The sequence below is a fragment of the Sphingosinicella rhizophila genome, assembly GCF_032378825.1.
Lineage (GTDB): Bacteria > Pseudomonadota > Alphaproteobacteria > Sphingomonadales > Sphingomonadaceae > Allosphingosinicella > Allosphingosinicella rhizophila.
On the sequence record NZ_JAVUPU010000014.1, the window covers coordinates 26,960 to 51,385 of the forward strand.

Genomic DNA, 24,426 nt, shown 5'->3' on the forward strand with positions numbered 1-24,426 from the left:
GGTTCATGGGAGCAACGGCCCCCAGGCGGGATCGGATCCATCGAGCGGAGTCTCGATCTTACGTTCATTGACCCCCGTCAGGTCGACCTGCCAGACACTGGACTTGCCGCCGCGCCCCTGGCTGGTGCGAAAGAATTGAATGACGCGGCCGTTTGGAGACCAGCTCGGCGCTTCGTCCTGCCAGCTGTTCGTCAGCAGCCTTTCGCCGCCGCCGTCCGGCGACATGACTCCGATCCGGAAATTGCCGGCGATGCGGGTGAAGGCAATGAGATCGCCGCGCGGGCTCCATTCGGGCGTCCCATAACCGCCGCCGCCGAAGCTGATCCGCCGCTGGTTGGAGCCATCGGCATTCATCACATAGAGTTGCTGGCTGCCGGATCGATCGCTTTCGAACACGATTCTCGATCCGTCCGGCGAATAGCTGCCGCCGATATCGATACCGGGCGTATTGGTAAGCCGGACCGGCGTGCCGCCATTGACCGATACACGATAGATGTCCGTATTGCCCGAAACCGACATGGAATAGAGGATGAAGCGACCATCCGGTGAAAAACGCGGCGCGAAGGTCTGATTGGCGCTTTCGGTGACGACACGCTGCCGGCCGGTGCCGATGTCGTAAATATAGATTCGCGGCCTTTTCTCGACATAGCTCAGATAGACGATCTGCTTGTAATCCGGCGAAAAACGCGGCGTCAGCACCACCGACTGACCGTTGGTGAGGAAGCGATGATTGGCACCGTCCGAATCCATGATCGCCAGCCGCTTGATCCGGTTCCCCTTCGGTCCCGATTCCGCGATATAGGCGATGCGGCTGTCGAAGAACGGGCTTTCCCCCGACAGTCGCGCATAAATGGAATCGGCACATTTGTGTGCGGCGCGGCGCCAGTCGCGCGGTGCGACAACATAGCCGGCGCGGGTCAGCTCCGATCGCAAGGCGACGTCGTAAAGATAACAGCCGACCGTCAATTGGCCATCGGCATTGGCCCGGACGAAGCCCTGGACGAGCGCAGCGGCACTGGTTCCACCCCAATGATCGAAGGCTGGGGCGGTCACTTCAGGATAGGTTATCGCCTTCACGCCGGCGGGGCCCAGCGGCCGGAACAGGCCGCTGCCGCGCAAATCGGCGGCAACCACCTCCGCTACCTGCCTGCCGAGCGCTTCGGTCGGACCCGCGGCCGTCGGCGCGCTTTGCGGGGTGGGCATGACCGGGATGGCGATCACGAGATCGGCGCTGCTGTCGTCCGTGACATCGACCTTGAGCTGAGCCGATGCCGGAAAGGCGACGGCCAAGGCGATAATGGCGAGAAATGCGAATCTGGATCTGGTCATTGTGCAAGACTCTTGTCGAACGAGATGGTGAGGGATTTCCAGGCATCATAATATTCGGACGGCAGGTTGAAAGGCGCCGCCAGACGCACGGCGCGGATCGCCTTTTCCTGGTGGAGCTTCACCTGAGGACGGTTGCTTGCCGTCTGGCCGGTCGTCTCGACGACCTCGACGCGAACGACCGCGCCGCTGCGGGCGAGCGCTATGTCAAGTATAGTCCGGAGCTTTTCGGCATCCGCGCCGGTCGGGGCGTTGCCGCGCCAATGCGGCCTGACCTGCCGCCGCACCTCTGCGCCCAGGGAATTGCGCACCGCGGCGCTCGCGACTTTCCCCGGCGTAGCGGTGGAGCGGCTGTCGGAATCGCTGTCGCTGACTCCTTTCAGCAGTCCGCTGAGCCGTCCGGTGGGGCGTGTCTCGGACTTGGCAGGCGCCTCCGTCTTCGGCCGCGCTGGCGCCTCTGCTTTGGCCTTGGGCTGGGGCCTTGGCTTCGGACTTGGCTTGGGTACCGGCGTCGGCTCGGCCGCTTGCGGACGCGGCACCCGAGCCGGTTCGGGCGGCGGCGGCGGCAGGGGCTGCACCACAGGCTCAACCGGGCCTTCGAGTTCGGCGAGCTTGGGTGCGGGGGGAATATCGGAAGGCGTGGGAGAAGCACTTTCGAGCCCTGTCTCGTCGACGAACGAGACTTCGATCGGTTCGCTCTGCTTCGGAATGGTGGCGGTGGCGAGCCCGAGCGACAAGGCCGCCAGCAGCGCCAAATGGCCCGAGACGGCGACGCCGAGGCCGGTGGCTTCCGCCCGATCCACTATTTCCGATCCCCGGAGACGCTGACCAGGGCGACCTTGCGCAGACCGGCCGCGTTGATCTCTCCCATCAGCTGCATGACCCGGCCATAATCGAGACTCCGGTCGGCGCGCAGGAAGATGCGCGGTCCGCCTTCGTCGCGGGCTCCGCCGGCGATCTGGGCGAGCAATGGTGACAGCGCCTCCGCGGCGACGGGACGATCGTCGACGAATATGGCGCCAGAGGATTCGATCGAGATCTGGACGGGCTTGACCTCCTGGTCGAGCGCGCCGGCCTTGGTGTCCGGCAGATCGATCGGCACCCCGGCCACCAGCAAGGGAGCCGTCACCATGAAGATGATGAGCAGGACGAGCATGACGTCGACCATCGGCGTGACGTTGATCTCCGCCATCGGCGCCCTGCGCCCGCGCCGCTCGCTGCCGGTCAGGGGTCCCATCGCCACGCCCGAATCACTCCTCGACTTCCAATTCGCGGCTCAGGGTCGCGTGAAAGCTTTCCGCGAAACGGGAGAGGCGCGATTCCATGCGATTGATGCCGTGTGTCATGCGATTATAGGCGATCACCGCCGGGATCGCAGCGAACAGGCCGAGAGCGGTCGCGAACAACGCCTCGGCGATGCCGGGCGCAACCACCGCCAGGCTGGTATTGTTGGCGCCGGCAATGTCGCTGAAGCTGCGCATGATGCCCCAAACCGTTCCGAACAGGCCGACGAAAGGCGCCACGGATCCAACGGTCGCGAGAATGTTCAGCCTTCCGGCAAGCTTGTCCACCTCTTCCGCCACGGCCGAATGCATGATGCTGGCCAGCCTGGCCCGCGTACCTTCCTTGTCGACCTTGGCGCCGGCCGTGGATCGGCGCCACTCGGCGATGCCGGCGGCGACCACCCTGGCGCTCGGCAGATTCTGACGGCCACGCTCCTGGTGAAACCGGTCGATGTCCTCGGCCTTGGCGAACTCCCGTTCGAACCTGGCATTGTCGCGGCCGATCCGATGGATCCGAAGCGCATGGGCAATGATGATCGTCCAGGTCCAGACGCTGGCCAGGATCAATCCGACCATCACCGATTTGACGACGATATCTGCCTGAAGGAACAAGGCGACGGGGGACATCGTGCCTCCCGTCATTTCCATATTCGTCACGTCTTGCCTTCTCCCTCCAGCCGTTTGAACATATCTACCCATAGACGCGGCTGGCGCTTGGGGCGGCCGTCCGGCGCAAGGAAGGCGGCCGTAACCGTGGCGTCCGCGAGGATTTCATCGCCGCGCATGACTCGTTGATGAATGAGGACGCTCGCGGCCCGGATTTCCAGAATGTCCGTCAGGATGAGGAGGTCGTCGTCCAGCTTGGCCGGCCGGCGATATTTGATCGCAACGTCGGCCACGGCATAGACGCCCTCGCCGCTTTCGAGCGCGGCCCGCTGGTCGACACCCATCGCGCGCAACATGTCCGACCGCGCCCGCTCCGCGAAGCGCAGATAATTGGCATAATAGACGATGCCCGCCGTGTCGGTATCCTCGAAATAGACGCGGAGCGCGAAATGGTGCGTCCGCCCCACGAAGGCACCTTGATAGGGCCGGTTCAAATCCATCGACACGAGAGCGGTCCTAGGGAGCGGGGATTTGCGTGGGAAGGAAGAATTGCCGAACCGCGCCAAATCTGCGTTGGCAGCCGGCCCCATATTCCGCTCGCTTCGTCATTCTGCCTCGAACAGGCCGTCCTGGATGCCATTCGGCGGACTGAGACCAAGATGGGTCCAGCCGCGTCCGTTGAGGCAGCGGCCGCGCGCGGTGCGGGCGATAAGACCCAACTGGATCAGATAAGGCTCGATCACTTCCTCGATCGTGTCGCGCGGCTCGCTGAGACCCGCGGCCAGCGTTTCGACGCCGACCGGCCCGCCTTTGTAGATGTCCGCGATCATTGTCAGATAGCGACGGTCCATCGCGTCGAGACCCAGCTTGTCGACCTCCATGCGGGTAAGGGCGCCGTCGGCGACATGGGCGTCGACCTCGGCCGCGTCGGCGGCCTGGGCGAAATCCCGGACGCGGCGCAGCAACCGCCCCGAAATGCGCGGTGTACCCCGCGAGCGGCGGGCTATCTCATTGGCACCGTCGTCGGTCACGGCCAGGCCGAGCAGAGCGGCTGCGCGCCGCACGACCTTCTCCAGCTCTTCGACCGAATAGAATGTGAGGCGGACCGGTATGCCGAACCGGTCGCGAAGCGGCGTGGTGATAAGACCCTGCCGGGTGGTCGCGCCGACCAGAGTGAATTTGGGAAGATCGATACGGACCGAGCGGGCCGAGGGACCCTCGCCGATCATCAGGTCGAGCGCGCGATCCTCCATGGCGGGATAGAGCACTTCCTCCACGGCCGGGCTGAGGCGATGGATCTCGTCGATGAACAATACGTCGCCATCTTCGAGATTGGTCAGCAAGGCGGCGAGATCGCCCGATTTGGCGATGACCGGCCCCGACGTGGCACGAAAGCCGACCCCAAGCTCCCGGGCGATGATCTGCGCCAGGGTCGTCTTGCCAAGGCCCGGCGGACCGAAGAACAGGACATGATCGAGCGCATCCCCGCGCGCCTTGGCCGCCTCGATGAAGATGCGGAGATTCTCGCGAGCGGCACGCTGCCCGACGAAATCATCCAGCGTTTTCGGCCGCAGCGCGGCATCCACGTCCTCCGGCTTGCGGCCGGCGGCAAGCAGGCGGTCCGCATCGGTCATCGCGCCGCCTTCTTGAGCGCGGTCCGAACCAGGGCGTCGAACGTCGCTTCAGCACCCAGCTCGGCCTCGGCCCGGGCGACGGCCGCCGCCGCCTCGGCCGGACGAAAGCCCAGGTTGAGCAAGGCGGAGACGGCATCTGCGCCCGCGCTTCCTGCGATCGCTGCAGGCATGTCCCGGCCGGGCCCGAGCGCGATCGATCCGACCTTGTCCTTGAGTTCGTTGACGATCCGCTGAGCAAGCTTGGGGCCGACGCCCTGGGAGCGTGCCACCATCGCCTGGTCGCCACCGGCCACCGCACGATGCAGTTCATCGATCGACAGAGCGGACAGGATGGCCAGGGCCACGCGTGCGCCGACCCCCTGCACCGACGTGAGCAGGCGGAACCAGTCCCGTTCCTCCGATGTCGTGAATCCGACCAGGCGGATCGAATCTTCGGAAACCTGCATATCGGTATGAAGCACGATCTCATTCCCGATCGCCCCCAGCGCGCCAAGCGTGCGGGTGGAGGCATAAACGAGATAGCCGACGCCCTGCACGTCGATCACCGCATGATCGGCGCTGAAGCTGTCGAGCAGGCCGCGCAGCTTGGCGATCATGCGGCGTCCAGCCCGTAAGCACGGCGCGAGGCAAGATGATGGGCGTGGGTGATGGCGACGGCAAGGGCATCGGCCGCATCGGCGCCGCTGATCCGGACGCCGGGAAGCAGGCGCTGAACCATGGCATGGACCTGAACCTTGTCGGCGCCGCCGCTGCCGACCACCGCCTTCTTCACCAGTCGCGCCGCATATTCGCCGACCTGCATGCCGGTCTTCGCGGCAGCAAGCAGGACGACGCCGCGCGCCTGACCGAGCTTGAGCGTCGATTGCGGGTTTTCGTTCACGAAAACCTCCTCGACGGCCGCGCCCTGCGGACCATGTTCGGCAAGAACGGAGGCGAGCGCGGCATCGAGCAGGACGAGACGGCCGGCGAGCGGCATCCTGGCATCGGTCTTGATCTGTCCGTTGGCGATATGGCGCAGTCGATTCCCGTCGGCGGCGATCACGCCCCAGCCCGTGCATCCAAGCCCGGGGTCGAGGCCGATCAGGATCAGCTCAATTTCTCCATGATCTCGTCCGGAACCTCGTAATTACCCCAGACGGTCTGAACGTCGTCATCGTCGTCCAGAGAATCGATCAGCTTCAGGAGCGAGCCGGCGTCGCCTTCGCCGACCTCGACCGGAGTCTGCGGCCGCCAGGCGAGCTTGGTGCTTTCGGGCTCGCCCAGGCTCTTTTCCAAGGCGCGGGCAACCTCGTGCAGATCCTCCTGCGCCGTCCAGATTTCGTGGCCATCCTCACCCGATTCCACATCCTCGGCGCCCGCTTCGATGGCCGCCTCGAAGATCTGGTCGGCGCTGCCTGCCGAGGCGGGGTAGGAGATGAGCCCGAGCCGGCTGAACCCATGGCTGACCGACCCGCTTGCGCCGAGATTGCCACCGTTCTTGGAAAAGATCGTGCGGACGTTGGTGGCGGTGCGGTTGCGATTGTCCGTCAGCGCCTCGACGATCAGTGAAACTCCACCCGGACCGAAGCCTTCATAGCGCAGTTCCTCGTAATTTTCGCCTTCGCCGACGCTCGCCTTGTTGATCGCACGCTCGATATTGTCCTTGGGCATGGACTGGGCCTTGGCGGCCATCACGGCTGCGCGAAGGCGCGGATTCATATCGGGGTCGGGCGTACCCATCTTGGCCGCCACCGTGATTTCGCGGGACAGCTTGGAAAACATCGCCGAGCGCTTTTTGTCCTGCGCGCCCTTGCGGTGCATGATATTCTTGAATTTGCTATGGCCTGCCATTGATTCCGAACCTGGTGCTGCGACCGGATCCCGCCCGGCCTTTCCATCCTCGGTTAGAAGAAAAGACAGTGCTTCGACAAGGGCCGCGGACGCGATTGGCGCGGGATCGCTTCGCCGCTGCGCGATCGGCGCGATCCGACGTTTCGCAGCACCGTCGCGCGCCTAGGCCATGATCGCTTCGGATTGAATCGATCTGAAGCGTGAAACCATGACCTAAACACTTGAAAAGGCGCGGCGCGTACTGGCCGGGCCCGCGAGCCTCAGGCGAGGCCGAGCGCCGCCTTGTAGGTCTCCAGCAAAGCCTCGGCTTCCTGGCGGTCGTTATTCTCCATCTTCCGCAGGCGGACGATCGCGCGCATCGTCTTGGTATCGTAACCGCGCGACTTGGCCTCGGCATAGACATCCTTCACGTCGTCCGCGATCGCCTTCTTCTCTTCCTCCAGCCGCTCGATCCGCTCGATCAGGAGCCTGAGTTCGTCCGCCGCGATCGTGCCTTCAGCCATTTTTTCCACTCGTCCTTGATGTTGAGCGCCGGCTTTAGGGATGCGCGCGCCGCGGCTCAAGCGGCTCCTTCACGAGCCCTGATCGCCTCAAGCTGGAACGCGGCGCTGCGATGCGCCAAGAGCCTGATTGGCGGCGCGGAGCGCCTTGGAGTTCGACGACCAGCCTCTCTCCGGTTGAACTGTCACCAATAGTGGCTATTCCGCCAATCATGCCGACCCGAGAAACGATGCCAAGCCAGTTCGTGCCGCGCACCCGCAAGGTGCGGATCCTGGCGACGCTCGGACCGGCGAGCAGCACGGCCGGAAAGATACGCCGGCTGGCCGAGGCCGGCGCCGACGCCTTCCGCATCAATATGAGTCACGGCACCCACAAGGATCATCTCGCCCTGATCGAGACGATCCGCGGCCTGGAAAAGGAGCTCGAACGCCCCACCACCATCCTTGCCGATCTCCAGGGACCGAAATTGCGGGTCGGCAAATTCGCGGGCGGCAGCGCCATGCTCAAAAATGGGCAGAAATTCGTGTTCGACCGCAGCAAGGAGGCGGGCGACGAGACCAGGGTCAGCCTGCCCCACCGCGAGATATTCGACGCGATCCAGCCCGGCGCCCGGCTGCTGATCGACGACGGCAAGATCGTCCAGCGCGTCGTTTCGGCCACTGCCGACCGTATCGAGACCCTGGTGGAAGTGGGCGGGCGGATTTCGGACAAGAAGGGCCTCAATGTTCCCGACGTGGTGCTTCCGCTCGCTGCGCTCACCGACAAGGATCGCGAGGATCTGGCCTTCGCGCTCGACAACCAGGTCGACTGGATCGCCTTGAGTTTCGTCCAGCGGCCCGAGGATGTTGCGGAAGCGAAGCGACTGATCGCGGGCCGGGCCTCCCTGCTCGCCAAGATAGAGAAGCCGGCGGCGGTCGAACGGCTGGAAGGGATATTGGAGCTGGCCGACGCGGTGATGGTCGCGCGCGGCGATCTCGGCGTCGAACTTCCGCCCGAGCAGGTGCCGCCACTGCAGAAGCAGATCGTCGAGGCGGCACGGCGCATGGGCCGGCCGGTCGTGGTCGCTACTCAGATGCTGGAATCGATGATCAGCTCGCCCTCGCCCACCCGCGCCGAAGTTTCGGACGTCGCCACGGCGGTTTATGACGGTGCGGACGCGATCATGCTGTCGGCGGAAAGCGCATCCGGGGATTTCCCCTGCGAGGCGGTGGAAATGATGAACCGCATCGCGACCAGCGTCGAATCCGATCCGACCCATGGCGCGCGCGTCCATTTCACCGAAACCTTGCCGGATCCGACGACCGCTGACGCGATCGCACAATCGGCCAACAACATGGTCGAAACGGTGAGCGCGGCCGCGATCGTGTGCTTCACCACCTCGGGATCGACGGCACGGCGCGTATCGCGGGAGCGGCCGTCCGTGCCGCTGCTGGTGCTGACGCCGTCCTTGAAGACCGCGCGCCGGCTCGGACTGTTGTGGGGCGCGCATGCGGTCCGCACCCGCGACATCGCCAATTTCGAGGAGATGATCGCCAAGGCCAAGCGCATGGCGATCCGTCACGGCGCCGCCCGCGGCGGCCAGCGGATCATCATCACCGCCGGCGTCCCCTTCGGCACGCCGGGGTCCACCAATGTCATTCACATCGTCCGTCTGGTCGGCGACGAACTGGAGCGGCACAAGGTATAGGGGTCGCCGCCGACGTCCCGGGGCCGCCTCCCCGTCATGTCCGGCGGAGCATTGCTATCTCTCCAGCAGGCCCGGAATCGGATCCAATAACTCCCGTGCCAGGAAGCCGATCCTGCCCACGTCCTTTGCGAGCTTCCTACCTGACTCACCGTGAAGATAGACGCCCCAGAGCGTTGCCGTCAGCGCATCCGCACCCCGCGCGCACAGGCCGCCGACGATCCCGGCCAGCACGTCACCGGAACCCGATGTGGCAAGCCCGATGCCGCCGCCTTCGAAGCGGAAGGCCCGTCCTTCCGGAACGGCGATGTAGCTGCACGGCCCCTTGATAACCGCCACCGCGTCGTAAAGCGAGGCGGCATGCCGCACCGCCGCCAGGGGATCGGCCACGACCACGTCATGATCGCAATCAAGCAAGCGCGCCATTTCGCGCGAATGAGGAAGCAGTATCGCGGAACCCTTCCGCCCCCGAAGCGCCTCTTTGAGCGGCGCTAGCGATCCGAGTGCGGCCGCATCCAGGACCAGGGTCGAGTCGAAGGGATCGGCAAAAAGAGACTCGAGCAATGCATCGAGCGGCGCCCCGTGCTGCAAACCGCAGCCGATCGTGACCGCATCCGCCTCCCGCGCAAGATCGCGCAACACCTTCCCGGAGGCTGGAGCGAGGCAGCCCTGCCCGTCCTCGTCGCAACCGATCACGCGCGCTTCGGGAATGGCGACCGAGAGCGGTATGGCAATCGACGCCGCGGTCGCGACCTGCAGCTTGCCCGCCCCCGCCCTAAGTCCGCCCAGCGCCGCAAGCAAGACGGCCCCCGCCAGCTCGCGACTGCCGCCGATCACAAGCAGCCGGCCACGATCCTCCTTGTCGCCATCCTCATCCGCTATCGGAAGTGGAAATTCGCGAAGCGACCTGCGGTCCAAGCGCGCCGGCGCGTTCATCGCGCGGCGACCATGGCGTCGGGGGCTGACGTGATCGGCGCATCTTCCTGGCTCAACGGCGCAGCGAAATTGTAGCGGACGAGCTTCGGCACGCACAGCTTCGCGTCGTCGGGCTCGAAATCATATTCGCAGACGCCGCAGTTGATGAATTCGGCTTCCCTGTCGATGGCCAGCACCTTCGCTTCATCCATCTCCTCCAATATGTAGCGGAGGCACAAGACCACCACCTGGTGGCAGACAATCAGCACCCGACGATCGGCATGGTGCAGGCTGATCGTGTCTAGCGCGCCGCGCAGCCTCAGGATCACGTCCGCCCAGCTCTCTCCGCCCGGGGCGCGATGGTAGAATTTGCCGAGCAGGGCGCGATGCTCTGCAAGTTCCGGATATTTGTCCTGGATTCCTGCCGTGGTGAGACGGTCGAATATCCCGAATTCCCGCTCGCGCAGGCGTTCGTCGACGATCGGCGGGCGGGCGTCGATGAGGCCGCCCTGCTCGCAAATCGCCTGGGCCGTCTGGCGGGCGCGGACATAAGGGGAAGAAAGCAGGATCTCAGGTTTGCCGGCATCGGGCAAAGCGGCAAACCAGCGCCCCAAAGCGCGCGCCTGTACGTGACCAAGATCGCTGAGCGGCACATCGACGTCGCGCGTGGCAATGTCGATCTGGTGAAGGCCGGCGGCATGGGCAGCGTCGCGCGCGACGTTGCCGGCACTTTGCCCATGCCGGACGATCCACAGCTTTTCAGGCCATCTCTGCCGCATCGCCTGAAGAAAGCCCGAACCGGGCGAAAGTTCAGAGCAGCCCGTCGGCTTCCAGACGAAGGCGCAGGTTCCCGGCATCGGTGAAAAGGTGGCCGTGCATGCCCACCGCCTCTGCCCCTTCGACATTGATCTCCCGATCATCGACAAAAAGGGCCTCGCCTGGCTTGAGGCCGAAACGGTGCAATGCAAGATAGTAAAGGGCCGGGTCCGGCTTCAGCATTTTCTCCTGCCCGGACACGACGATATCGCGAAAGCGGCTGAAGAATTCATGCTCGCGCGTCACGAAAGGCGTCCAGAAATCGGCCGAAAAATTGGTGATCGCGTACAAGGCCGTGCCCCGCGCGTCGAGCGCGTCGACAATCGCATGGACCTCCGGCACGGGATCCTTGATGGTCTCGCCAAATCGCGCCCCCCAGGCGGAGATCAGATCGGCATAAGCGGGGAATTTCTCGGAGAGTTCTGCGGCAGCTTCATCGAACGGCCGCCCGCCATCCAGCGACTCGTGCCATTGCCACAGATCGACATCCTCGATGAATCGCATCCGCGCCTCGTCGTCGGCGATCTGGCGGATGAGGAAGCTGTCGGGATCCCAGCCGTAGAGGACATTGCCGACGTCGAAGATGACGGCTGTCGGCTTCAACGCGCGCGGGTCCGATCCACTTACGCGGAGACGGGCGTGATCAGCCCTGACGCGCCTTGAAACGGCGATTGGTCTTGTTGATCACATAGGTGCGGCCACGGCGGCGGATCACGCGACAGTCGCGGTGACGCGACTTGAGGGACTTGAGCGAGTTGCGGATCTTCATGGCCGTAACGCCTGCCTATTCTTTCAAATTGGGTGCTGAAAACGAAGGCGCTCCCCTAGTGGGAGGCAAGGTTCAAGTCAAGCCGGACCGCCTTGGCTGCCGCCATGGCCGTCGGCACGCGCGGCCAGCCGGCGTTCCCAGGCCAGCGCATCGGCGACGATCGTGTCCAGATCGTTCCGACGCGGCCGCCACGGCAGGGTTGCCAGGATGCGGCTATTGTCTGCGACCAGAGCGTCGGGATCGCCGGCCCGGCGCGGCTCCATCCGCCTTGCGATCTTCATATTGGTGACACGGTCGACGCTGTCGAGCACTTCGAGCACCGAGAAACCGCGTCCGTAACCGCAATTCATCACGTGGCTGATCGCCGGATCTTCGATAAGCTTCTCCAGCGCATCGACGTGGGCGGCGGCAAGATCGCTGACATGGATATAGTCGCGGATGCCGGTGCCGTCGGGCGTCGCATAATCGCTGCCGAAGACCGACACATGGTCGCGCTTGCCGATCGCCGCTTCGACCGCGACCTTGATGAGATGGGTGGCGCCGGCCGTCGACTGGCCCGTTCGGCCTTCGGGATCGGCTCCGGCGACATTGAAATAGCGCAACGCGCAATGGTTGATAGGATGCGCCGCCGACGTGTCGACCAGCATCCGTTCGGTCATCAGCTTCGACCAGCCATAGGGATTGATCGGCTGGGTCCGCGCATCCTCGGTCACCGGAACATTTTCGGGAATGCCATAGGTGGCCGCCGTCGATGAGAAGATGAAGTGGCGGACCCCGCTCTTGACCGCGCTTTCGATGAGTGACCGGCTCCTGACCGTATTGTTGTCATAATATTTGAGAGGGTCCTCGACGGATTCGGGAACGACAACCGATCCCGCGAAATGGATGATCGCCTTGATGTCGTGCTCCGCGACGAGACGCGCCACCAGCGGCTGATCGGCGATGTCGCCCTTCGCGAATAGGGCCCCGGCCGGGACGGCCCATTCGAACCCGGTGACGAGATTGTCGAGCACCACCACCGGCCAACCCGCATCCAGCAGGGCAAGCACGGCGTGGCTACCGATATAGCCGGCACCGCCGGTTACGAGCACCGTCGGCTTCGCGTCATATTCGGGCATGGCTTAGGTCCTTGACGTGTGGACAGAAAGAGCTTGAAGTCGCAACTGCCCCTATTCGATCCTTTCGCCAAGCACGAGGTGCCGGAATGAAATCGATTTCTGAACGTGCTTGCATCCTTGTCCTGGCCGCGGCCCTGGGAGCCTGTTCCTCGACCGGTGGCGGGCGCGACGCCGGCGATGGTGTCGACGTCGCCCGCTTCCATCTTGGCGAACCCGTCGCCAGGGCCCAGATCTCGATCGAACCCTTCGACAAGGCCGACGCCGGTCGTCCCGAATATCCGGCGCATGCGAACGCCGTCGAAAGGCAGCTCACGCGGCTCGGCTGGACGGTGGTCCGCACCCCCGGGACATCGGAGCAGGTCGCCCTGATCGACGTCGAGCAGGGCAGCCGGGACGCGATCGCTGCGCTGAGTGCGGCGCGCATCGGACGAGGCATGGCGGCGCCGATGCCCAGCGGGGACGACGGCAACGTGATCGCGACCTTGCTCGAAGTGGCGATTCGTCGACGGTCCGACGGCACCGTCTTTTGGGAAGGACGCGCCGTTGCCGAGGATATCCCCGGAAAGCCCTCGGCCGATGCGGCGGTAATGGTCGAAAAACTTGTCGAAGCGCTGTTTCGGGACTTTCCCGGAGAGTCGGGGCGCACTATCAGGATCCGATGAATCTTTCGGTTTCGAGCCGTTTCGACAGCGGCAATATTCGCGTCGTCGGCGGAGACGGCAATCGCATCGACCTTGAAATAGACAAGGACAACCTGTCCGATTTCTATCAATGGTTCTATTTCCGGCTGAGCGGCACGACCGGTCAATCGGTCGAACTGCGCATCGTCAATTGCGCTGGTGCCGCCTATCCAGGCGGCTGGGAAAATTACCGCGCCTGCATCTCTTATGACCGCGAGCAATGGGAGCGGACCGACACCCGTTTCGCAGAGGGAATCCTGACCATTCCGGTGACGCTTGCCGGCAGCAGCGTCTGGATCGCCTATTTCGCGCCCTACACGATGGAGCGCCATCACGATCTGATCGCCTCCGTGGCGGTCCATCCGAGCGTTTTGCATCGCTCGCTCGGCCAGACCCTGGACGGGCAGGAACTCGACTATCTGAAGATCGGCGAAGGCCCATTGCAGGTCTGGCTCTATGCCCGCCAGCATCCCGGCGAGACCATGGCAGAATGGTGGATGGAAGGGGCGCTTGAGAAGCTGCTCGACGATGCCGATCCGGTGGCCCGACGGCTGCGCGAGAAAGCCTGTTTCCACATCGTGCCGAACATGAATCCGGACGGTTCCGTCCGCGGGCATCTGCGGACCAACGCCGCCGGTATCAACCTCAACCGCGAATGGGACGCGCCCAGCCTCGAGCGCAGCCCGGAGGTCCTTTACGTCCGCAACGAAATGGACAGGACGGGGGTCGATTTCGCCATCGACGTCCACGGCGACGAAACCATCGCCGCGAATTTCCTCGCCGGCTTCGAGGGCATCCCTTCCTTGAAACCCGGGCAGACCGCTCTCTTCAATAAATATAGCGAGGCCTTGGAGCGGGTGTCGCCGGATTTCCAGACCGAAAAAGGCTATGCGATCTCGCAACCCGGCAAAGCCAATCTGTCGATGTCGACCACCCAGCTTGCCGAGCGTTTCGGGGCGGTCTCGATGACTCTCGAAATGCCCTTCAAGGACAATGAGGACCTGCCCGATCCGGATTATGGCTGGTCCCCGGATCGTAGCCGCCTGCTTGCGCGGTCCTGCCTTGATGCGCTTCACGCCATCATCGGCGATCTTGCTGTCTTGAGGAAATAATATGCCCCGTTTGGTCCTCATCCGCCACGGCCAGTCGTCCTGGAATCTCGAAAACCGCTTTACCGGCTGGTGGGACGTCGACGTTACCGAATTGGGTGTGGAAGAAGCGCGTGAGGCCGGCAGGCTGATGGCGGCACGCGGGCTCGACTTCGATCTCTGCTTCACCAGCCTCCAGACGCGGGCGATCAAGACGCTCAACCTGGCGCTGGAGGAAATGGGCAGGCTGTGGTTGCCGGTCGAGAAGGATTGGCGGCTCAACGAGCGCCATTATGGTGGCCTCACCGGCCTCAACAAGGCGGAGATGATCGCCAAGGTGGGCGAGGAACAGGTAAGGATCTGGCGGCGCTCGTTCGATGTGCCGCCGCCGCCTCTGGAGGCCGGCAGCCCGTTCGACCTTGCCAGCGACCGGCGTTATGCGGGCATCGCGGTGCCGCGCACCGAGAGCCTGAAGGACACGATCGCCCGGGTCCTGCCTTATTGGGATTCGCGCATCGCTCCTGCCCTCAGATCGGGCCAGAGGGTGCTGATCTCCGCGCACGGCAATTCCTTGCGCGCGCTGGTAAAGCATCTCTCGGCGATCCCGGACGATGAGATTACCGGCCTGGAAATCCCGACCGGCCAGCCGATCGTCTATAACCTGGACGACAATCTCGCGGCCATCGACCGCTATTATCTCAAGGACCGCTGAACCATCCTGCGGGAAAGTGGAAAGCCGCCTTTCACGCTGAGGCCGAGAATATAATTGTCTGGAGCGCGCATGATGTTCCGCATCTGGCGCAACGCACTCTGCACCTCTGTCGCGGCCTTAAAAGCCGGTCCTCGCCCGGGCCATGTTCTGGTCGGCGCGGGCCATCACTTCATCGACGCTGTCGCCGGGGAGGATGCTGGTGACGCCGATAAATGCCTCGACGGAGATTTCCGTACCGCCGAGATCGACGGGACTCGCCGCAATGCAGCGCGCGAGCCTGTCGCCGGTCTCGATCGCGCTATTATGGTCGAGATGGTCGAGGATGAGCGCGAACATGTCGCCGCCGATGCGGGCGAGCATGTCCGTCGACCGGATCAGGCCGAGCAGCGAACGGGCGACATGGATCAAGGCCGCATCGCCGGCCAGGCGACCATGTCGCTCGTTGATCGCCTTCAGGCCCTTCAGGTCGATATAGAGCATGGCGGCAGGCGTACCGTGACGGCCGGCCTGGCCCACCACGCGCTTCAATTCCTTCAGAAATGCACGACGATTGGAGAGCGAGGTCAGCATGTCCCCGTCGGCAAGCTGCTCGAGCTCGTCGAGACGGGCGCGGGCGTCCGAGAGCGACGCGCGCAGGAGCGCGTTTTCGTCGGCCAATCGGTCGATTTGCTGGCCTGAATCCTGGCTGGAAACCTGGGGCGTTCCGTTCGACATGACAGCTCCATAGCCTGGCGGCGGTTAATAGATGACGAAGGAAGGGGCCGCCGTTATGAGGTTCTGCTTCGCCGGACAAAACAGGGTCGGAAATGGCAGTCGGAGCACCTCCAGTCGGGATCATCATGGGCAGCCAGTCGGACTGGGAAACCATGTGCCGTGCCGCCCAGATCCTGGATGCACTTGGCATCGCCTATGAAACGAAGATCGTCTCCGCGCATCGCACGCCCGACCGGCTCTATGCCTATGCCAAGGGTGCGGCGGATCGTGGCGTCAAGATCATCATCGCCGGCGCGGGCGGCGCCGCCCACCTGCCGGGCATGGCAGCATCGATGACGAGCCTGCCGGTGCTGGGCGTTCCCGTGGAGAGCAAGGCGCTTTCCGGCATGGACAGCCTGCTTTCCATCGTCCAGATGCCGGCGGGGATTCCCGTCGGCACGCTGGCGATCGGCAAAGCCGGCGCGACCAATGCCGGCCTGCTCGCTGCGGCGATCCTTGCTCTGGCCGACGCGCCGCTCGCAGGCCGGCTGTCCGACTGGCGGCAGAGGCAGACGGACGCCATCGCCGAAAGGCCGGAATGAGGATCGAGCCGGGATCGGTGATCGGCATCGTCGGCGGCGGTCAGCTCGGCCGCATGCTGGCGATGGCTGCGGCGCAGCTGGGCTATAAATGCCATATCTATGCGCCGGACGAAGCGCCGCCGGCGGCCGAAGTCTCCGCTTTCTTCACGCGCGGCGCCTGGGATGACGAAGTGGCGCTGGCGCGGTTCGGCCGCAGCGTGGACGTCGCCACCTACGAATTCGAAAATATCGCGGCCGGGCCATTGTCCGCGCTGGCGGCGGTGGTCCCGCTTCATCCCCCCCGTCAGGCGCTGGAGATCGCCCAGGACCGGCTGACCGAGAAATGTTTCGTGCGCGATCTCGGTGGCCGCCCGGCGTCCTTTGCAGCCGTCGACGACCGAGCGAGCCTGGACGCGGCCCTCGCGGAAATCGGCGTACCCGCCATCCTCAAGACCCGCCGTTTCGGTTATGACGGCAAGGGCCAGGCGCGGATCATGGAACCGGCCGACGCCGACGCCGCCTGGACGGCCTTGAAGGGCGCCCCCGCCATCCTGGAGGCATTTGTCCGGTTCGACGCCGAATTCTCGATCCTGCTCTGTCGCGGCACCAATGGCGAGACGAGATGCTGGCCGGCCCCCCGCAACACCCATGAAGACGGCATATTGGCCCGGTCCGAAGCCCCTGCAGGCAAGGATCTGGACGGCGCGGTCGCCGAAGCGGAAGTGCTTGCCCGCAAGATCGCGGATCGGCTCGATTATGTCGGCATGCTCGCCATCGAATTTTTCGCCGGCGCCGACGGCGCCCTGTTCAACGAAATGGCGCCGCGCGTCCACAATAGCGGACATTGGACGATAGAAGGCGCGGTGACCTCCCAGTTCGAAAATCATATCCGTGCCATTTGCGGTCTTCCGCTCGGCGCGACAGGCCTGGCCGCCCCGGCGGTGGAGATGTGGAATCTGGTGGGACGGGATGTCGACTCCTGGCCGGACATCCTCTCCGATCCGACCGCGCGTCTCCACCTCTACGGCAAAGGAGAAGCGCGGCCCGGCCGCAAGATGGGCCATGTCACCCGGTTGAAAGGATTGGGCGGGGCTGAATCCTCCTCCAGATAGGATCGGTCAGGGCTGCTTTATGACCTCGACCGGAAGCCCGATATTCGCGAGCTGCGGCTGGACGGTCGCAGCATCGCCCACGATGACCCACACAAGCTTGGACGGATCGATCACCCGCCGCGCCGCTTGATCCAGCGTGCTGACCGTCATGCCGCGATAGCGCTCGGCGATTCGCTCCCAATAATCGTCGGGGCGGCGATAGAGGGCGTTACTGCGAAGCGCGCCGAGAACGGCCCCTGACGTTTCGAACTGGCCCGACAATTCCCGGGTGTTGCCGTTGATCACCTTCTCCAGCTCCGCAGGGGTGAGCCCGCGGTCGGTCACGAATGCCTTGATCTGATCCATCACCGCCTGGATGGCCGGGCCGGTCTTGTCGGCCTGGACGGGGGCGCTGACAATGAAAGGAACCAGGTCTTCGCGCAGCGAAACGCCGCTGCCGGATCCGTAGGACCAGCCCTTCGTCTCCCGCAGATCCATGTTGATCCGCGACAGGAAGTCCCCGCCCAATATCTCGTTGGCGGCCGTCAGCGTCAGCAGGTCCTCGGTGCCGCGCATCGGCAATATCATGCCGGCGAGGATCACGGACTGCGGCGATTGCGGCCGATCGACCAGCACGATACGCGGCTGCGGCGCCGGCGGCGCCGACGCAAAGTCCTTCACACCCTTCGGGACGGCCGGCGGCGTCCAGTCGCCGAACCTGGCTTCGAGCTGGGGCAGGAGATCGGCAAGCGGCAGATCGCCGACCACGAAAATGGTCGCATTGTCGGGCCTGATCCAGCGTTGGTGAAAGCGGACCAGATCTTCGCGGCCAAGCTTGCTCACCGCTTCGGCTTCGCCGCTGCCGGTGGGGGAGCGGCCATAGGGATGGTCGGGCCCGAAGAGGATCGGCGGAAGCGTCCGCGCCGCGATCGCGTTGGGCTGGGTCAGCTCGTTGGCGATCTGTGCAAGCTGCCGTGCCCGCAACCTCTCCACCTCCCCGGGCGCGAAGGCCGGGTTGCGTATGATGTCGGCGAGCAGATCGAGCGAACGTCCGAGATTCGGAGTCAGCGCGGCCAGCGAAATGGCGGTGCGATCCAACGAGGCGCCGGGCGAAATGGCCGCGCCGAGACGCTCTTTCTCTTCGGCGATCTCGATCGAGTTGCGGCTGGTCGTGCCTTCGTCGAGCAGGCTGAGCATCAATGTTTGCGTTCCCGGCGCCTTGGCGGGATCGGCGGCGATGCCGGCATTGAACTCGACGGCGACGCGCACCACCGGCACCGTATCGCGCCGGGCATAAACGACCGGGATCCCGTTCGACAATCTGGCGCGCGCGACATCGGGGAAATCGAGATTGGCGACCGTTCCCACCTCCGGCATCGGTCGCTGGAACGGCTTGGGCGCCATCATATTCTCGCCCGCTTCGGGCTGCCGATAGTAACGCGGCCTCAGGCTTGCGGCGCCTGCGCGCGGCGCCGCTTCCTGATAGGCTTCGCGCTCGCCTGGCTCCACGCGGAGCGCATAGACGGGGCGGCCCAACCATTGACGCATCTCGGCCTGCACGGCAGCCGGCGTGACCCTGCCATAAGCGAGCAGCTGCTTCTTGTAGAAATCCGGATCGTCTGCGTAGAGCGCGCCTTCGGCGAGGGCCACCGCCTTGCCGCCGAAGCCTCCGACCTGTTCGAGACCGCGGATACGGGCGGCGACATTGCTCATCACGACCCGCTGCACTTCGTCCGCGGTGGGCCCTTTTGCGATCAGCTCGGCAACGATCTGATCGAGGCGACGTGCGACCTGATCCGCGTCTACGCCCGGTTTCACGTCGACCTGGACCTGGAAGAAGCTGACGCGGTGAAAGGGCTGAACGTCCGCCGACACTGCGACGGCGGTCTGGTCGCGGCGGACAAGCTCATTGTCCAGGCGGGAACTGGCGAGTCCGCCCAGGACGCCCGCGCCGACGTCGAGCGGCACGAAATCGGGATCGAGCAGCCCGGGGACCACCCAGATCCTGTAGAGCCGCGTGACAGCGACCCGATCCTTCATCACTTCGGTCTTGGGCGCGGAAAGCGTCGGAACAGCCGCCTCGGCGGGACGGTTTTCCGGACCGCGCGGGATATCGCCGAAATATTTCTCGACCAGCGGCCGGGCCTCGGCAGCCGATATGTCGCCGGCCAGCACCAGCACCGCATTGTTGGGACCATATTTGTCGCGGAACCATTGCTTGACGTCCTCGAGGCTGGCGGAATCGAGATCGGCCATCGAACCTATGGTCGAGTGGCGATAGGGGTGGCCTTCCGGAAACAAGGCCGCCAGCTGCGCATATTCGACAAGACCATAAGGTTCGTTGTCGCCCTGCCTCTTCTCGTTCTGGACGACGCCGATCTGATTGGTCAGATTCTCCTGGGTGAGCGCACCAAGAAGATGGCCCATGCGGTCGCTCTCCAGGAACAAGGCCCGCTCCAGTGCCGGCTTCGGCACAGTCTGGAAATAATTGGTCCGGTCGAACCAGGTCGTGCCGTTGAAGTCGGTGGCGCCGATCTGGCGCAACGGCTCGAAATAGTCGCCAGGCGCGTTTTCGGAGCCGTTGAACATGAGATGCTCGAACAGATGAGCGAATCCCGTCTTGCCCTTCGGTTCGTCCTTCGACCCGACATTGTACCAGACGCTGACCGCGACAACCGGAGCCTTGCGATCCTCATGGACGACGACGCGCAGGCCATTGGAGAGCGTGAATTGCTGATAGGGGATGTCGACCATCTCGACAAGGTCGGCGACCGGCGCCAGGCCCTTCGTCGCGGGTGCGGCGGGCTCGGCCACAGCCACGGCCGCCGGCAGGGCGAATGCGGCGAGCGAGATCAGGGCCAGCATGAGGGGGCGCATCAACATCCTCCGAATCTTCGATTTTTCATACCATAGCGTCCCGTATTAGACACGCAACACGGACTCCACCCCAAATGGGCTCGGCCTCGATCTGATATTGGGATAGGTGATCGGAAGATCGTCCGTGTCGTTTACGGAGAAAAGGGCCAAGAAATTGCAGGCCCCCTTGTGTTGCATAAAGGCAACACCATATCCGCTGCGACCAAGCAAAGGGGCAGATATGAACCTGGAAAAATTCACCGAGCGGGCGCGGGGTTTCCTCCAATCCGCGCAGACGGTAGCCATCCGGATGAACCATCAGCGGATCGCGCCGGCGCACCTATTGAAAGCGCTTCTGGAGGATGAGCAGGGCATGGCTTCGGGGCTGATCGCCCGCGCCGGGGGCAGTGCCCAGGCGGCGCTTCGCGAAACCGATGAGGCCTTGACCAAGATCCCGGCGGTATCCGGCAGCGGCGCCTCGGCCGCTCCCGCGCTGGACGGCGAAACGATCCGAATCCTGGACCAGGCCGAACAGATCGCCCAGAAAGCGGGCGATTCCTATGTGACGGTCGAACGGCTGCTGCTTGCTTTGGTGATGTCGAAAACGGATGCCGGCAAGGCATTGGCCGATGCCGGCGCGAAGGCCGAGGCGCTCAACGCGGCAATCAACGAGCTTCGCGGGGGCCGGACCGCCGACACCCAGACGGCCGAAGATCGATATGACGCGCTCAAGAAATTCGCGCGCGACCTCACCCAGGCGGCCCGCGACGGCAAGCTCGATCCGGTGATCGGGCGCGACGAAGAGATAAGGCGGACAGTTCAGATCCTCGCCCGCCGCACCAAGAACAACCCGGTGCTGATCGGCGATCCCGGCGTCGGCAAGACCGCCATCGCCGAGGGCCTCGCGCTCCGCATCGCCAATGGCGACGTGCCCGACAGCCTGAAGGATCGGCGGCTGATGGCGCTCGACATGGGAAGCCTGATCGCCGGTGCAAAATATCGCGGCGAGTTCGAGGAAAGACTGAAGGGGGTCCTGGATGAAGTGAAGGGTGCCGGCGGCGAGATCGTCCTCTTCATCGACGAGATGCATACCCTGATCGGCGCCGGCAAGAGCGAAGGCGCCATGGATGCCTCGAACCTCCTGAAACCAGCGCTGGCCCGCGGCGAACTGCATTGCATCGGCGCCACCACGCTGGACGAATATCGCAAGCATGTGGAGAAAGATCCGGCTCTGCAGCGGCGTTTCCAGCCAGTCTTCATCGGTGAGCCGACGGTGGAGGATACGATCTCCATCCTGCGCGGGCTCAAGGAAAAATATGAGCTTCACCACGGCGTCCGCATCACCGACGGGGCGCTAGTGGCGGCCGCGACGCTGTCGAATCGCTACATCACCGACCGTTTCCTGCCCGACAAAGCGATCGACCTGATGGACGAGGCGGCCTCGCGGCTGCGCATGGAAGTGGAATCGAAGCCGGAGGATATCGAGAATCTCGATCGGCGGATCATCCAGCTCAAGATCGAGCGCGAAGCTTTGAAGAAGGAAAGCGACCGCGCATCCAAGGATCGCCTTAAGACGCTGGAGGAGGATCTGGCCAATCTCGAACAGCAATCGTCGGAGCTGACTCAGCGCTGGCAGGCGGAGAAGGACAAGATCCAGGCCGAAGGCAAGCTGAAGGAGCAGCTCGATGCCGCCCGGCTCGAGCTCGAACAGGCCCAGCGCGCCGGCGATCTCGCCAAGGCAGGCGAGCTTGCATATGGCACCATTCCCAATCTCGAAAGGGCGCTGAACGAGGCCGAGGCCGTGACCGAAAGCGCGATGCTGCGCGAGGAAGTGACATCCGAGGACATCGCTTCGGTCGTCGCACGCTGGACCGGGATCCCGATGGAACGGATGCTGGAAGGCGAACGCGAGAAACTGCTGACGATGGAGGCGGAGCTCGGTCGCCGCGTAATCGGTCAGGAAGACGCCGTGAAAGCTGTCTCCGCGGCCGTCCGACGCTCGCGCGCGGGCCTGCAGGATCCGAACCGTCCGCTCGGCTCCTTCCTGTTTCTCGGCCCCACCGGCGTCGGCAAGACCGAACTGACCAAATCACTGGCTCTGTTCCTGTTCGACGATCCGCAAGCCATGGTTCGCATAGACATGTCGGAGTTCATGGAGAAGCATAGCGTCGCCCGGCTGATCGGCGCTCCTCCCGGCTATGTCGGCTATGAAGAAGGCGGCGTGCTGACGGAAGCCGTGCGGCGCAGGCCCTATCAGGTGATTCTGTTCGACGAGGTCGAGAAGGCGCATGGCGACGTCTTCAACGTGCTTCTGCAAGTTCTCGACGATGGCCGGCTCACCGACGGCCAGGGCCGAACCGTCGATTTTTCCAACACTTTGATCATCCTCACGTCGAACCTGGGCAGCCAGTTCCTGTCGAACCTGGCCGAGGGGCAGAAGGTCGAGGATGTCGAGCCGCAGGTGATGGAGGTTGTCAGGGCCCATTTCAGACCCGAATTCCTCAACCGGCTGGACGAGATCATCCTGTTCCACCGGCTGAGCCAGGAACATATGGGTCCCATCGTCGATCTCCAGGTCGCGCGCGTCCAGAAGCTGCTGTCTGATCGCAAGGTCAAGCTGGAGTTGGGCGAAGGTGCCCGTGCCTGGCTGGGCCGGGTCGGCTATGATCCGGTCTATGGCGCCAGACCGCTCAAGCGGGCGGTGCAGAAATATCTGCAGGATCCATTGGCCGACGCAATCCTTCGCGGCGAGGTCGTCGACGGATCGACGGTCCATGTGGAAGAGGGCGAGGGCAATCTCGTCATCCGGACCGATGGGGCGCCATCCGCTTGAATAAAGCCTGAGATGCGTCCTCGGTGGAGGCGCGAAACGCTTCCACCTCAAACGCTCTGGGATACTTGCATAGGGCGCCCCGACGGCACATCCTACGGGGGTGAACGCCAAGGCCCCTGACGCGGCGACCGTCGCCGATCTGCTCTCCCGGAGCGCCGTGGAGGCCGAACGAGGACGTCCGGACGCCGCCACGGCCCTGCTGCGCGAGGCCGCCGGTCTGGCGCCGGACGATCCGCTCATCCTGAACCGGTTGGGCAACATGCTGCTGGCCGGGGGACATGCCGTGGAAGCACGCGCCGCGCTCGAAAGAGCCGTCGCGGCCGATCCTGGCCAGCCCGCCTTGCTGTTCAACCTCGCTGCGGCGGCACGAGGCTGCGGCGACGTGACCGGGGCCATCGTCGCGCTCGATGCCGCGCTGGCCGCCGATCCCTATTTCGTCCAGGCGCTGTTCCAGAAGGCGGTGGCGCTGGAGGAGATCGGCCGGACCCGGGATGCTGCGCGCACCTACAAGGACTTTCTCGATACGGCACCGCCCGAAATACTCGGCGACGCGCGTTTTCGCGTTCCGATCGATCAGGCGCGCGCGGCTGTCGACGCGGACAGTGCCGCCTTGGCGCGACTGCTCGGGACGCAGGGGACGGCGCCCACAATACGGGCCCGCGAGGCCCAGGCCGCCTTGCTCGGCGAGACCCGCATCTTTGTCGCCGAGCCGACCTTCCTCACCGTGCCTCGGCTCCCCGCCATTCCTTTCTTCGACCGTACATTGTCACCATGGATGGAAGCGCTTGAAGCGGAGGCGGAGGCGATCCTGGAAGAGGCGCGCGAGGCGATAGCGGCTGACGCGGAGAAGGCTCCGTTCCGCCCCTATGTCGCCAATCCGCCGGGGACTCCGCTCAACCAATGGCGGGAACTCGACCATAATCCGCAATGGGGCGCGCTGTTCTTCTGGAAGCATGGCGTGCGCGACGACGCCAATTGCCGCCGCTGTCCACGGACCGCCGCCGTGCTGGACAGGATGCCGATGCCGGATCTCGGCGGGCGAGCGCCCAATGCGATGTTCTCCCTGCTCCGGCCGCACACACGTATTCCGCCGCACACCGGGGTCACTAATTTGCGCGCGACCGTCCACCTGCCCCTGGTCGTTCCGGACAATTGCGGCTTCCGCGTCGGGGCAGAGACCCGATCCTGGGAAGCCGGGCGGGCCTGGATGTTCGACGATTCGATCGAGCATGAAGCCTGGAACGACAGCGATTCCGACCGCCTGATCCTGATCTTCGATACCTGGAACCCCTTCCTGGAGCCGGAGGAGCGAGACTATTTCGCCGAACTGCTCGGCGCCTATGATCTTCATTACGGGCGGACTCGGGGGCTTAGCGACACGCTTTAGGTTCGTTTCCTCTTTCTACCTGT

General features: G+C 64.4%; 25 protein-coding genes. 8 read left to right on the plus strand and 17 right to left on the minus strand.

The window, feature by feature from the left end:
* Window positions 1–3: 3 nt before the first annotated feature.
* From tolB to RQX22_RS18380, 10 genes are all read right to left on the minus strand, one after another.
* On the minus strand, window positions 4–1,329 hold the full coding sequence (gene tolB / locus RQX22_RS18335; protein ID WP_315728504.1) for a Tol-Pal system beta propeller repeat protein TolB: 1,326 nt from the start codon (window positions 1,327–1,329) through the stop codon (window positions 4–6).
* Window positions 1,326–2,129 (minus strand): cell envelope biogenesis protein TolA, encoded by an 804-nt coding sequence (locus tag RQX22_RS18340; protein ID WP_315728505.1) that lies wholly within the window; start codon window positions 2,127–2,129, stop codon window positions 1,326–1,328. The genes tolB and RQX22_RS18340 overlap by 4 nt, the downstream gene beginning before the upstream one ends.
* Window positions 2,129–2,569 (minus strand): ExbD/TolR family protein, encoded by a 441-nt coding sequence (locus RQX22_RS18345; RefSeq protein ID WP_410001664.1) that lies wholly within the window; start codon window positions 2,567–2,569, stop codon window positions 2,129–2,131. Before RQX22_RS18345 ends, RQX22_RS18340 begins: the two co-directional genes overlap by 1 nt.
* A 7-nt stretch (window positions 2,570–2,576) precedes the next feature.
* On the minus strand, window positions 2,577–3,257 hold the full coding sequence (tolQ, locus tag RQX22_RS18350) for a protein TolQ (RefSeq protein WP_315728561.1): 681 nt from the start codon (window positions 3,255–3,257) through the stop codon (window positions 2,577–2,579).
* Window positions 3,258–3,262: 5 nt separating this feature from the next.
* Entirely contained in the window at window positions 3,263–3,715 is a 453-nt protein-coding gene (gene ybgC, locus RQX22_RS18355; RefSeq protein WP_315728562.1) for a tol-pal system-associated acyl-CoA thioesterase, read from the minus strand.
* Window positions 3,716–3,820: 105 nt separating this feature from the next.
* Window positions 3,821–4,849 carry a Holliday junction branch migration DNA helicase RuvB gene (gene ruvB, locus RQX22_RS18360; RefSeq protein WP_315728507.1) on the minus strand — a complete coding sequence of 343 codons (1,029 nt, stop codon included), beginning with the start codon at window positions 4,847–4,849 and terminating at the stop codon, window positions 3,821–3,823.
* Entirely contained in the window at window positions 4,846–5,445 is a 600-nt protein-coding gene (ruvA, locus tag RQX22_RS18365; protein WP_315728509.1) for a Holliday junction branch migration protein RuvA, read from the minus strand. Before ruvA ends, ruvB begins: the two co-directional genes overlap by 4 nt.
* Window positions 5,442–5,939 (minus strand): crossover junction endodeoxyribonuclease RuvC, encoded by a 498-nt coding sequence (ruvC, locus tag RQX22_RS18370; protein WP_315728564.1) that lies wholly within the window; start codon window positions 5,937–5,939, stop codon window positions 5,442–5,444. The genes ruvA and ruvC overlap by 4 nt, the downstream gene beginning before the upstream one ends.
* Window positions 5,936–6,679: a YebC/PmpR family DNA-binding transcriptional regulator gene (locus RQX22_RS18375; protein ID WP_315728511.1), complete on the minus strand. Its 744-nt coding sequence runs from the start codon at window positions 6,677–6,679 to the stop codon at window positions 5,936–5,938. The genes ruvC and RQX22_RS18375 overlap by 4 nt, the downstream gene beginning before the upstream one ends.
* A 260-nt stretch (window positions 6,680–6,939) precedes the next feature.
* The gene (locus RQX22_RS18380; RefSeq protein ID WP_315728513.1) at window positions 6,940–7,182 is read right to left on the minus strand and encodes a DUF2312 domain-containing protein; all 243 of its coding nucleotides are present in this window, start codon (window positions 7,180–7,182) and stop codon (window positions 6,940–6,942) included.
* A 227-nt stretch (window positions 7,183–7,409) separates the two neighbouring features.
* Here RQX22_RS18380 and pyk point away from each other — a divergent pair, with 227 nt between their 5' ends.
* Entirely contained in the window at window positions 7,410–8,867 is a 1,458-nt protein-coding gene (gene pyk / locus RQX22_RS18385; protein WP_315728565.1) for a pyruvate kinase, read from the plus strand.
* 54 nt (window positions 8,868–8,921) lie between these two features.
* Here the strand turns inward: pyk and RQX22_RS18390 are convergent, their stop codons facing one another.
* The 5 genes from RQX22_RS18390 to galE form a co-directional block, all read right to left on the minus strand.
* Complete coding sequence (locus RQX22_RS18390; protein WP_315728515.1) at window positions 8,922–9,800, minus strand: NAD(P)H-hydrate dehydratase; 879 nt, start codon at window positions 9,798–9,800, stop codon at window positions 8,922–8,924.
* Window positions 9,797–10,558, minus strand: a complete 762-nt coding sequence (locus RQX22_RS18395; protein ID WP_315728517.1) for a histidine phosphatase family protein — start codon at window positions 10,556–10,558, stop codon at window positions 9,797–9,799. The genes RQX22_RS18390 and RQX22_RS18395 overlap by 4 nt, the downstream gene beginning before the upstream one ends.
* A 31-nt stretch (window positions 10,559–10,589) precedes the next feature.
* Entirely contained in the window at window positions 10,590–11,198 is a 609-nt protein-coding gene (locus RQX22_RS18400; protein ID WP_315728519.1) for an HAD family hydrolase, read from the minus strand.
* A gap of 40 nt (window positions 11,199–11,238) precedes the next feature.
* The gene (gene ykgO / locus RQX22_RS18405; protein ID WP_006833921.1) at window positions 11,239–11,364 is read right to left on the minus strand and encodes a type B 50S ribosomal protein L36; all 126 of its coding nucleotides are present in this window, start codon (window positions 11,362–11,364) and stop codon (window positions 11,239–11,241) included.
* 77 nt (window positions 11,365–11,441) lie between these two features.
* Window positions 11,442–12,482 (minus strand): UDP-glucose 4-epimerase GalE, encoded by a 1,041-nt coding sequence (gene galE / locus RQX22_RS18410; RefSeq protein WP_315728539.1) that lies wholly within the window; start codon window positions 12,480–12,482, stop codon window positions 11,442–11,444.
* A gap of 86 nt (window positions 12,483–12,568) precedes the next feature.
* On the opposite strand from galE, the gene RQX22_RS18415 reads away from it, so the two are divergent.
* From RQX22_RS18415 to gpmA, 3 genes are read left to right on the plus strand one after another with little or no spacing between them, the layout of a single operon-like run.
* Window positions 12,569–13,144: a DUF4136 domain-containing protein gene (locus RQX22_RS18415; protein WP_315728540.1), complete on the plus strand. Its 576-nt coding sequence runs from the start codon at window positions 12,569–12,571 to the stop codon at window positions 13,142–13,144.
* Window positions 13,141–14,274, plus strand: coding sequence for a M14 family metallopeptidase (locus RQX22_RS18420; RefSeq protein ID WP_315728541.1), 1,134 nt, complete (start codon window positions 13,141–13,143; stop codon window positions 14,272–14,274). Before RQX22_RS18415 ends, RQX22_RS18420 begins: the two co-directional genes overlap by 4 nt.
* A 1-nt stretch (window position 14,275) precedes the next feature.
* The gene (gpmA, locus tag RQX22_RS18425; RefSeq protein ID WP_315728542.1) at window positions 14,276–14,962 is read left to right on the plus strand and encodes a 2,3-diphosphoglycerate-dependent phosphoglycerate mutase; all 687 of its coding nucleotides are present in this window, start codon (window positions 14,276–14,278) and stop codon (window positions 14,960–14,962) included.
* 117 nt (window positions 14,963–15,079) lie between these two features.
* On the opposite strand, the gene RQX22_RS18430 is transcribed toward gpmA, so the two are convergent.
* A complete protein-coding gene (locus tag RQX22_RS18430) occupies window positions 15,080–15,676 on the minus strand; it encodes a GGDEF domain-containing protein (protein WP_315728543.1) in 597 nt (198 codons plus the stop codon).
* A 92-nt stretch (window positions 15,677–15,768) separates the two neighbouring features.
* Here RQX22_RS18430 and purE point away from each other — a divergent pair, with 92 nt between their 5' ends.
* Both purE and RQX22_RS18440 read left to right on the plus strand, forming a co-directional pair.
* Window positions 15,769–16,257: a 5-(carboxyamino)imidazole ribonucleotide mutase gene (gene purE / locus RQX22_RS18435; RefSeq protein ID WP_315728544.1), complete on the plus strand. Its 489-nt coding sequence runs from the start codon at window positions 15,769–15,771 to the stop codon at window positions 16,255–16,257.
* On the plus strand, window positions 16,254–17,348 hold the full coding sequence (locus RQX22_RS18440; protein ID WP_315728545.1) for a 5-(carboxyamino)imidazole ribonucleotide synthase: 1,095 nt from the start codon (window positions 16,254–16,256) through the stop codon (window positions 17,346–17,348). The genes purE and RQX22_RS18440 overlap by 4 nt, the downstream gene beginning before the upstream one ends.
* Before the next feature lie 6 nt (window positions 17,349–17,354).
* Here RQX22_RS18440 and RQX22_RS18445 read toward each other — a convergent pair whose 3' ends face one another.
* Window positions 17,355–20,210, minus strand: a complete 2,856-nt coding sequence (locus RQX22_RS18445; protein ID WP_315728546.1) for a M16 family metallopeptidase — start codon at window positions 20,208–20,210, stop codon at window positions 17,355–17,357.
* Window positions 20,211–20,424: 214 nt separating this feature from the next.
* On the opposite strand from RQX22_RS18445, the gene clpB reads away from it, so the two are divergent.
* Both clpB and RQX22_RS18455 read left to right on the plus strand, forming a co-directional pair.
* A complete protein-coding gene (gene clpB / locus RQX22_RS18450) occupies window positions 20,425–23,016 on the plus strand; it encodes an ATP-dependent chaperone ClpB (protein ID WP_315728547.1) in 2,592 nt (863 codons plus the stop codon).
* 100 nt (window positions 23,017–23,116) lie between these two features.
* Window positions 23,117–24,403: an aspartyl/asparaginyl beta-hydroxylase domain-containing protein gene (locus RQX22_RS18455; protein WP_315728548.1), complete on the plus strand. Its 1,287-nt coding sequence runs from the start codon at window positions 23,117–23,119 to the stop codon at window positions 24,401–24,403.
* The last annotated feature ends 23 nt before the right edge of the window (window positions 24,404–24,426 follow it).

Excerpts from the sequence above, each read along its gene's own strand:
- tolB (WP_315728504.1), bottom strand. The coding sequence starts at position 1,329 with ATGACCAGATCCAGATTCGCATTTCTCGCCATTATCGCCTTGGCCGTC.
- tolQ (WP_315728561.1), bottom strand. The coding sequence starts at position 3,257 with ATGGAAATGACGGGAGGCACGATGTCCCCCGTCGCCTTGTTCCTTCAG.
- ybgC (WP_315728562.1), bottom strand. The coding sequence starts at position 3,715 with ATGGATTTGAACCGGCCCTATCAAGGTGCCTTCGTGGGGCGGACGCAC.
- ruvB (WP_315728507.1), bottom strand. The coding sequence starts at position 4,849 with ATGACCGATGCGGACCGCCTGCTTGCCGCCGGCCGCAAGCCGGAGGAC.
- ruvA (WP_315728509.1), bottom strand. The coding sequence starts at position 5,445 with ATGATCGCCAAGCTGCGCGGCCTGCTCGACAGCTTCAGCGCCGATCAT.
- RQX22_RS18375 (WP_315728511.1), bottom strand. The coding sequence starts at position 6,679 with ATGGCAGGCCATAGCAAATTCAAGAATATCATGCACCGCAAGGGCGCG.
- RQX22_RS18380 (WP_315728513.1), bottom strand. The coding sequence starts at position 7,182 with ATGGCTGAAGGCACGATCGCGGCGGACGAACTCAGGCTCCTGATCGAG.
- pyk (WP_315728565.1), top strand. The coding sequence starts at position 7,410 with ATGCCAAGCCAGTTCGTGCCGCGCACCCGCAAGGTGCGGATCCTGGCG.
- RQX22_RS18390 (WP_315728515.1), bottom strand. The coding sequence starts at position 9,800 with ATGAACGCGCCGGCGCGCTTGGACCGCAGGTCGCTTCGCGAATTTCCA.
- RQX22_RS18395 (WP_315728517.1), bottom strand. The coding sequence starts at position 10,558 with ATGCGGCAGAGATGGCCTGAAAAGCTGTGGATCGTCCGGCATGGGCAA.
- ykgO (WP_006833921.1), bottom strand. The coding sequence starts at position 11,364 with ATGAAGATCCGCAACTCGCTCAAGTCCCTCAAGTCGCGTCACCGCGAC.
- galE (WP_315728539.1), bottom strand. The coding sequence starts at position 12,482 with ATGCCCGAATATGACGCGAAGCCGACGGTGCTCGTAACCGGCGGTGCC.
- RQX22_RS18415 (WP_315728540.1), top strand. The coding sequence starts at position 12,569 with ATGAAATCGATTTCTGAACGTGCTTGCATCCTTGTCCTGGCCGCGGCC.
- RQX22_RS18420 (WP_315728541.1), top strand. The coding sequence starts at position 13,141 with ATGAATCTTTCGGTTTCGAGCCGTTTCGACAGCGGCAATATTCGCGTC.
- gpmA (WP_315728542.1), top strand. The coding sequence starts at position 14,276 with ATGCCCCGTTTGGTCCTCATCCGCCACGGCCAGTCGTCCTGGAATCTC.
- RQX22_RS18430 (WP_315728543.1), bottom strand. The coding sequence starts at position 15,676 with ATGTCGAACGGAACGCCCCAGGTTTCCAGCCAGGATTCAGGCCAGCAA.
- purE (WP_315728544.1), top strand. The coding sequence starts at position 15,769 with ATGGCAGTCGGAGCACCTCCAGTCGGGATCATCATGGGCAGCCAGTCG.
- RQX22_RS18440 (WP_315728545.1), top strand. The coding sequence starts at position 16,254 with ATGAGGATCGAGCCGGGATCGGTGATCGGCATCGTCGGCGGCGGTCAG.
- RQX22_RS18445 (WP_315728546.1), bottom strand. The coding sequence starts at position 20,210 with ATGTTGATGCGCCCCCTCATGCTGGCCCTGATCTCGCTCGCCGCATTC.
- clpB (WP_315728547.1), top strand. The coding sequence starts at position 20,425 with ATGAACCTGGAAAAATTCACCGAGCGGGCGCGGGGTTTCCTCCAATCC.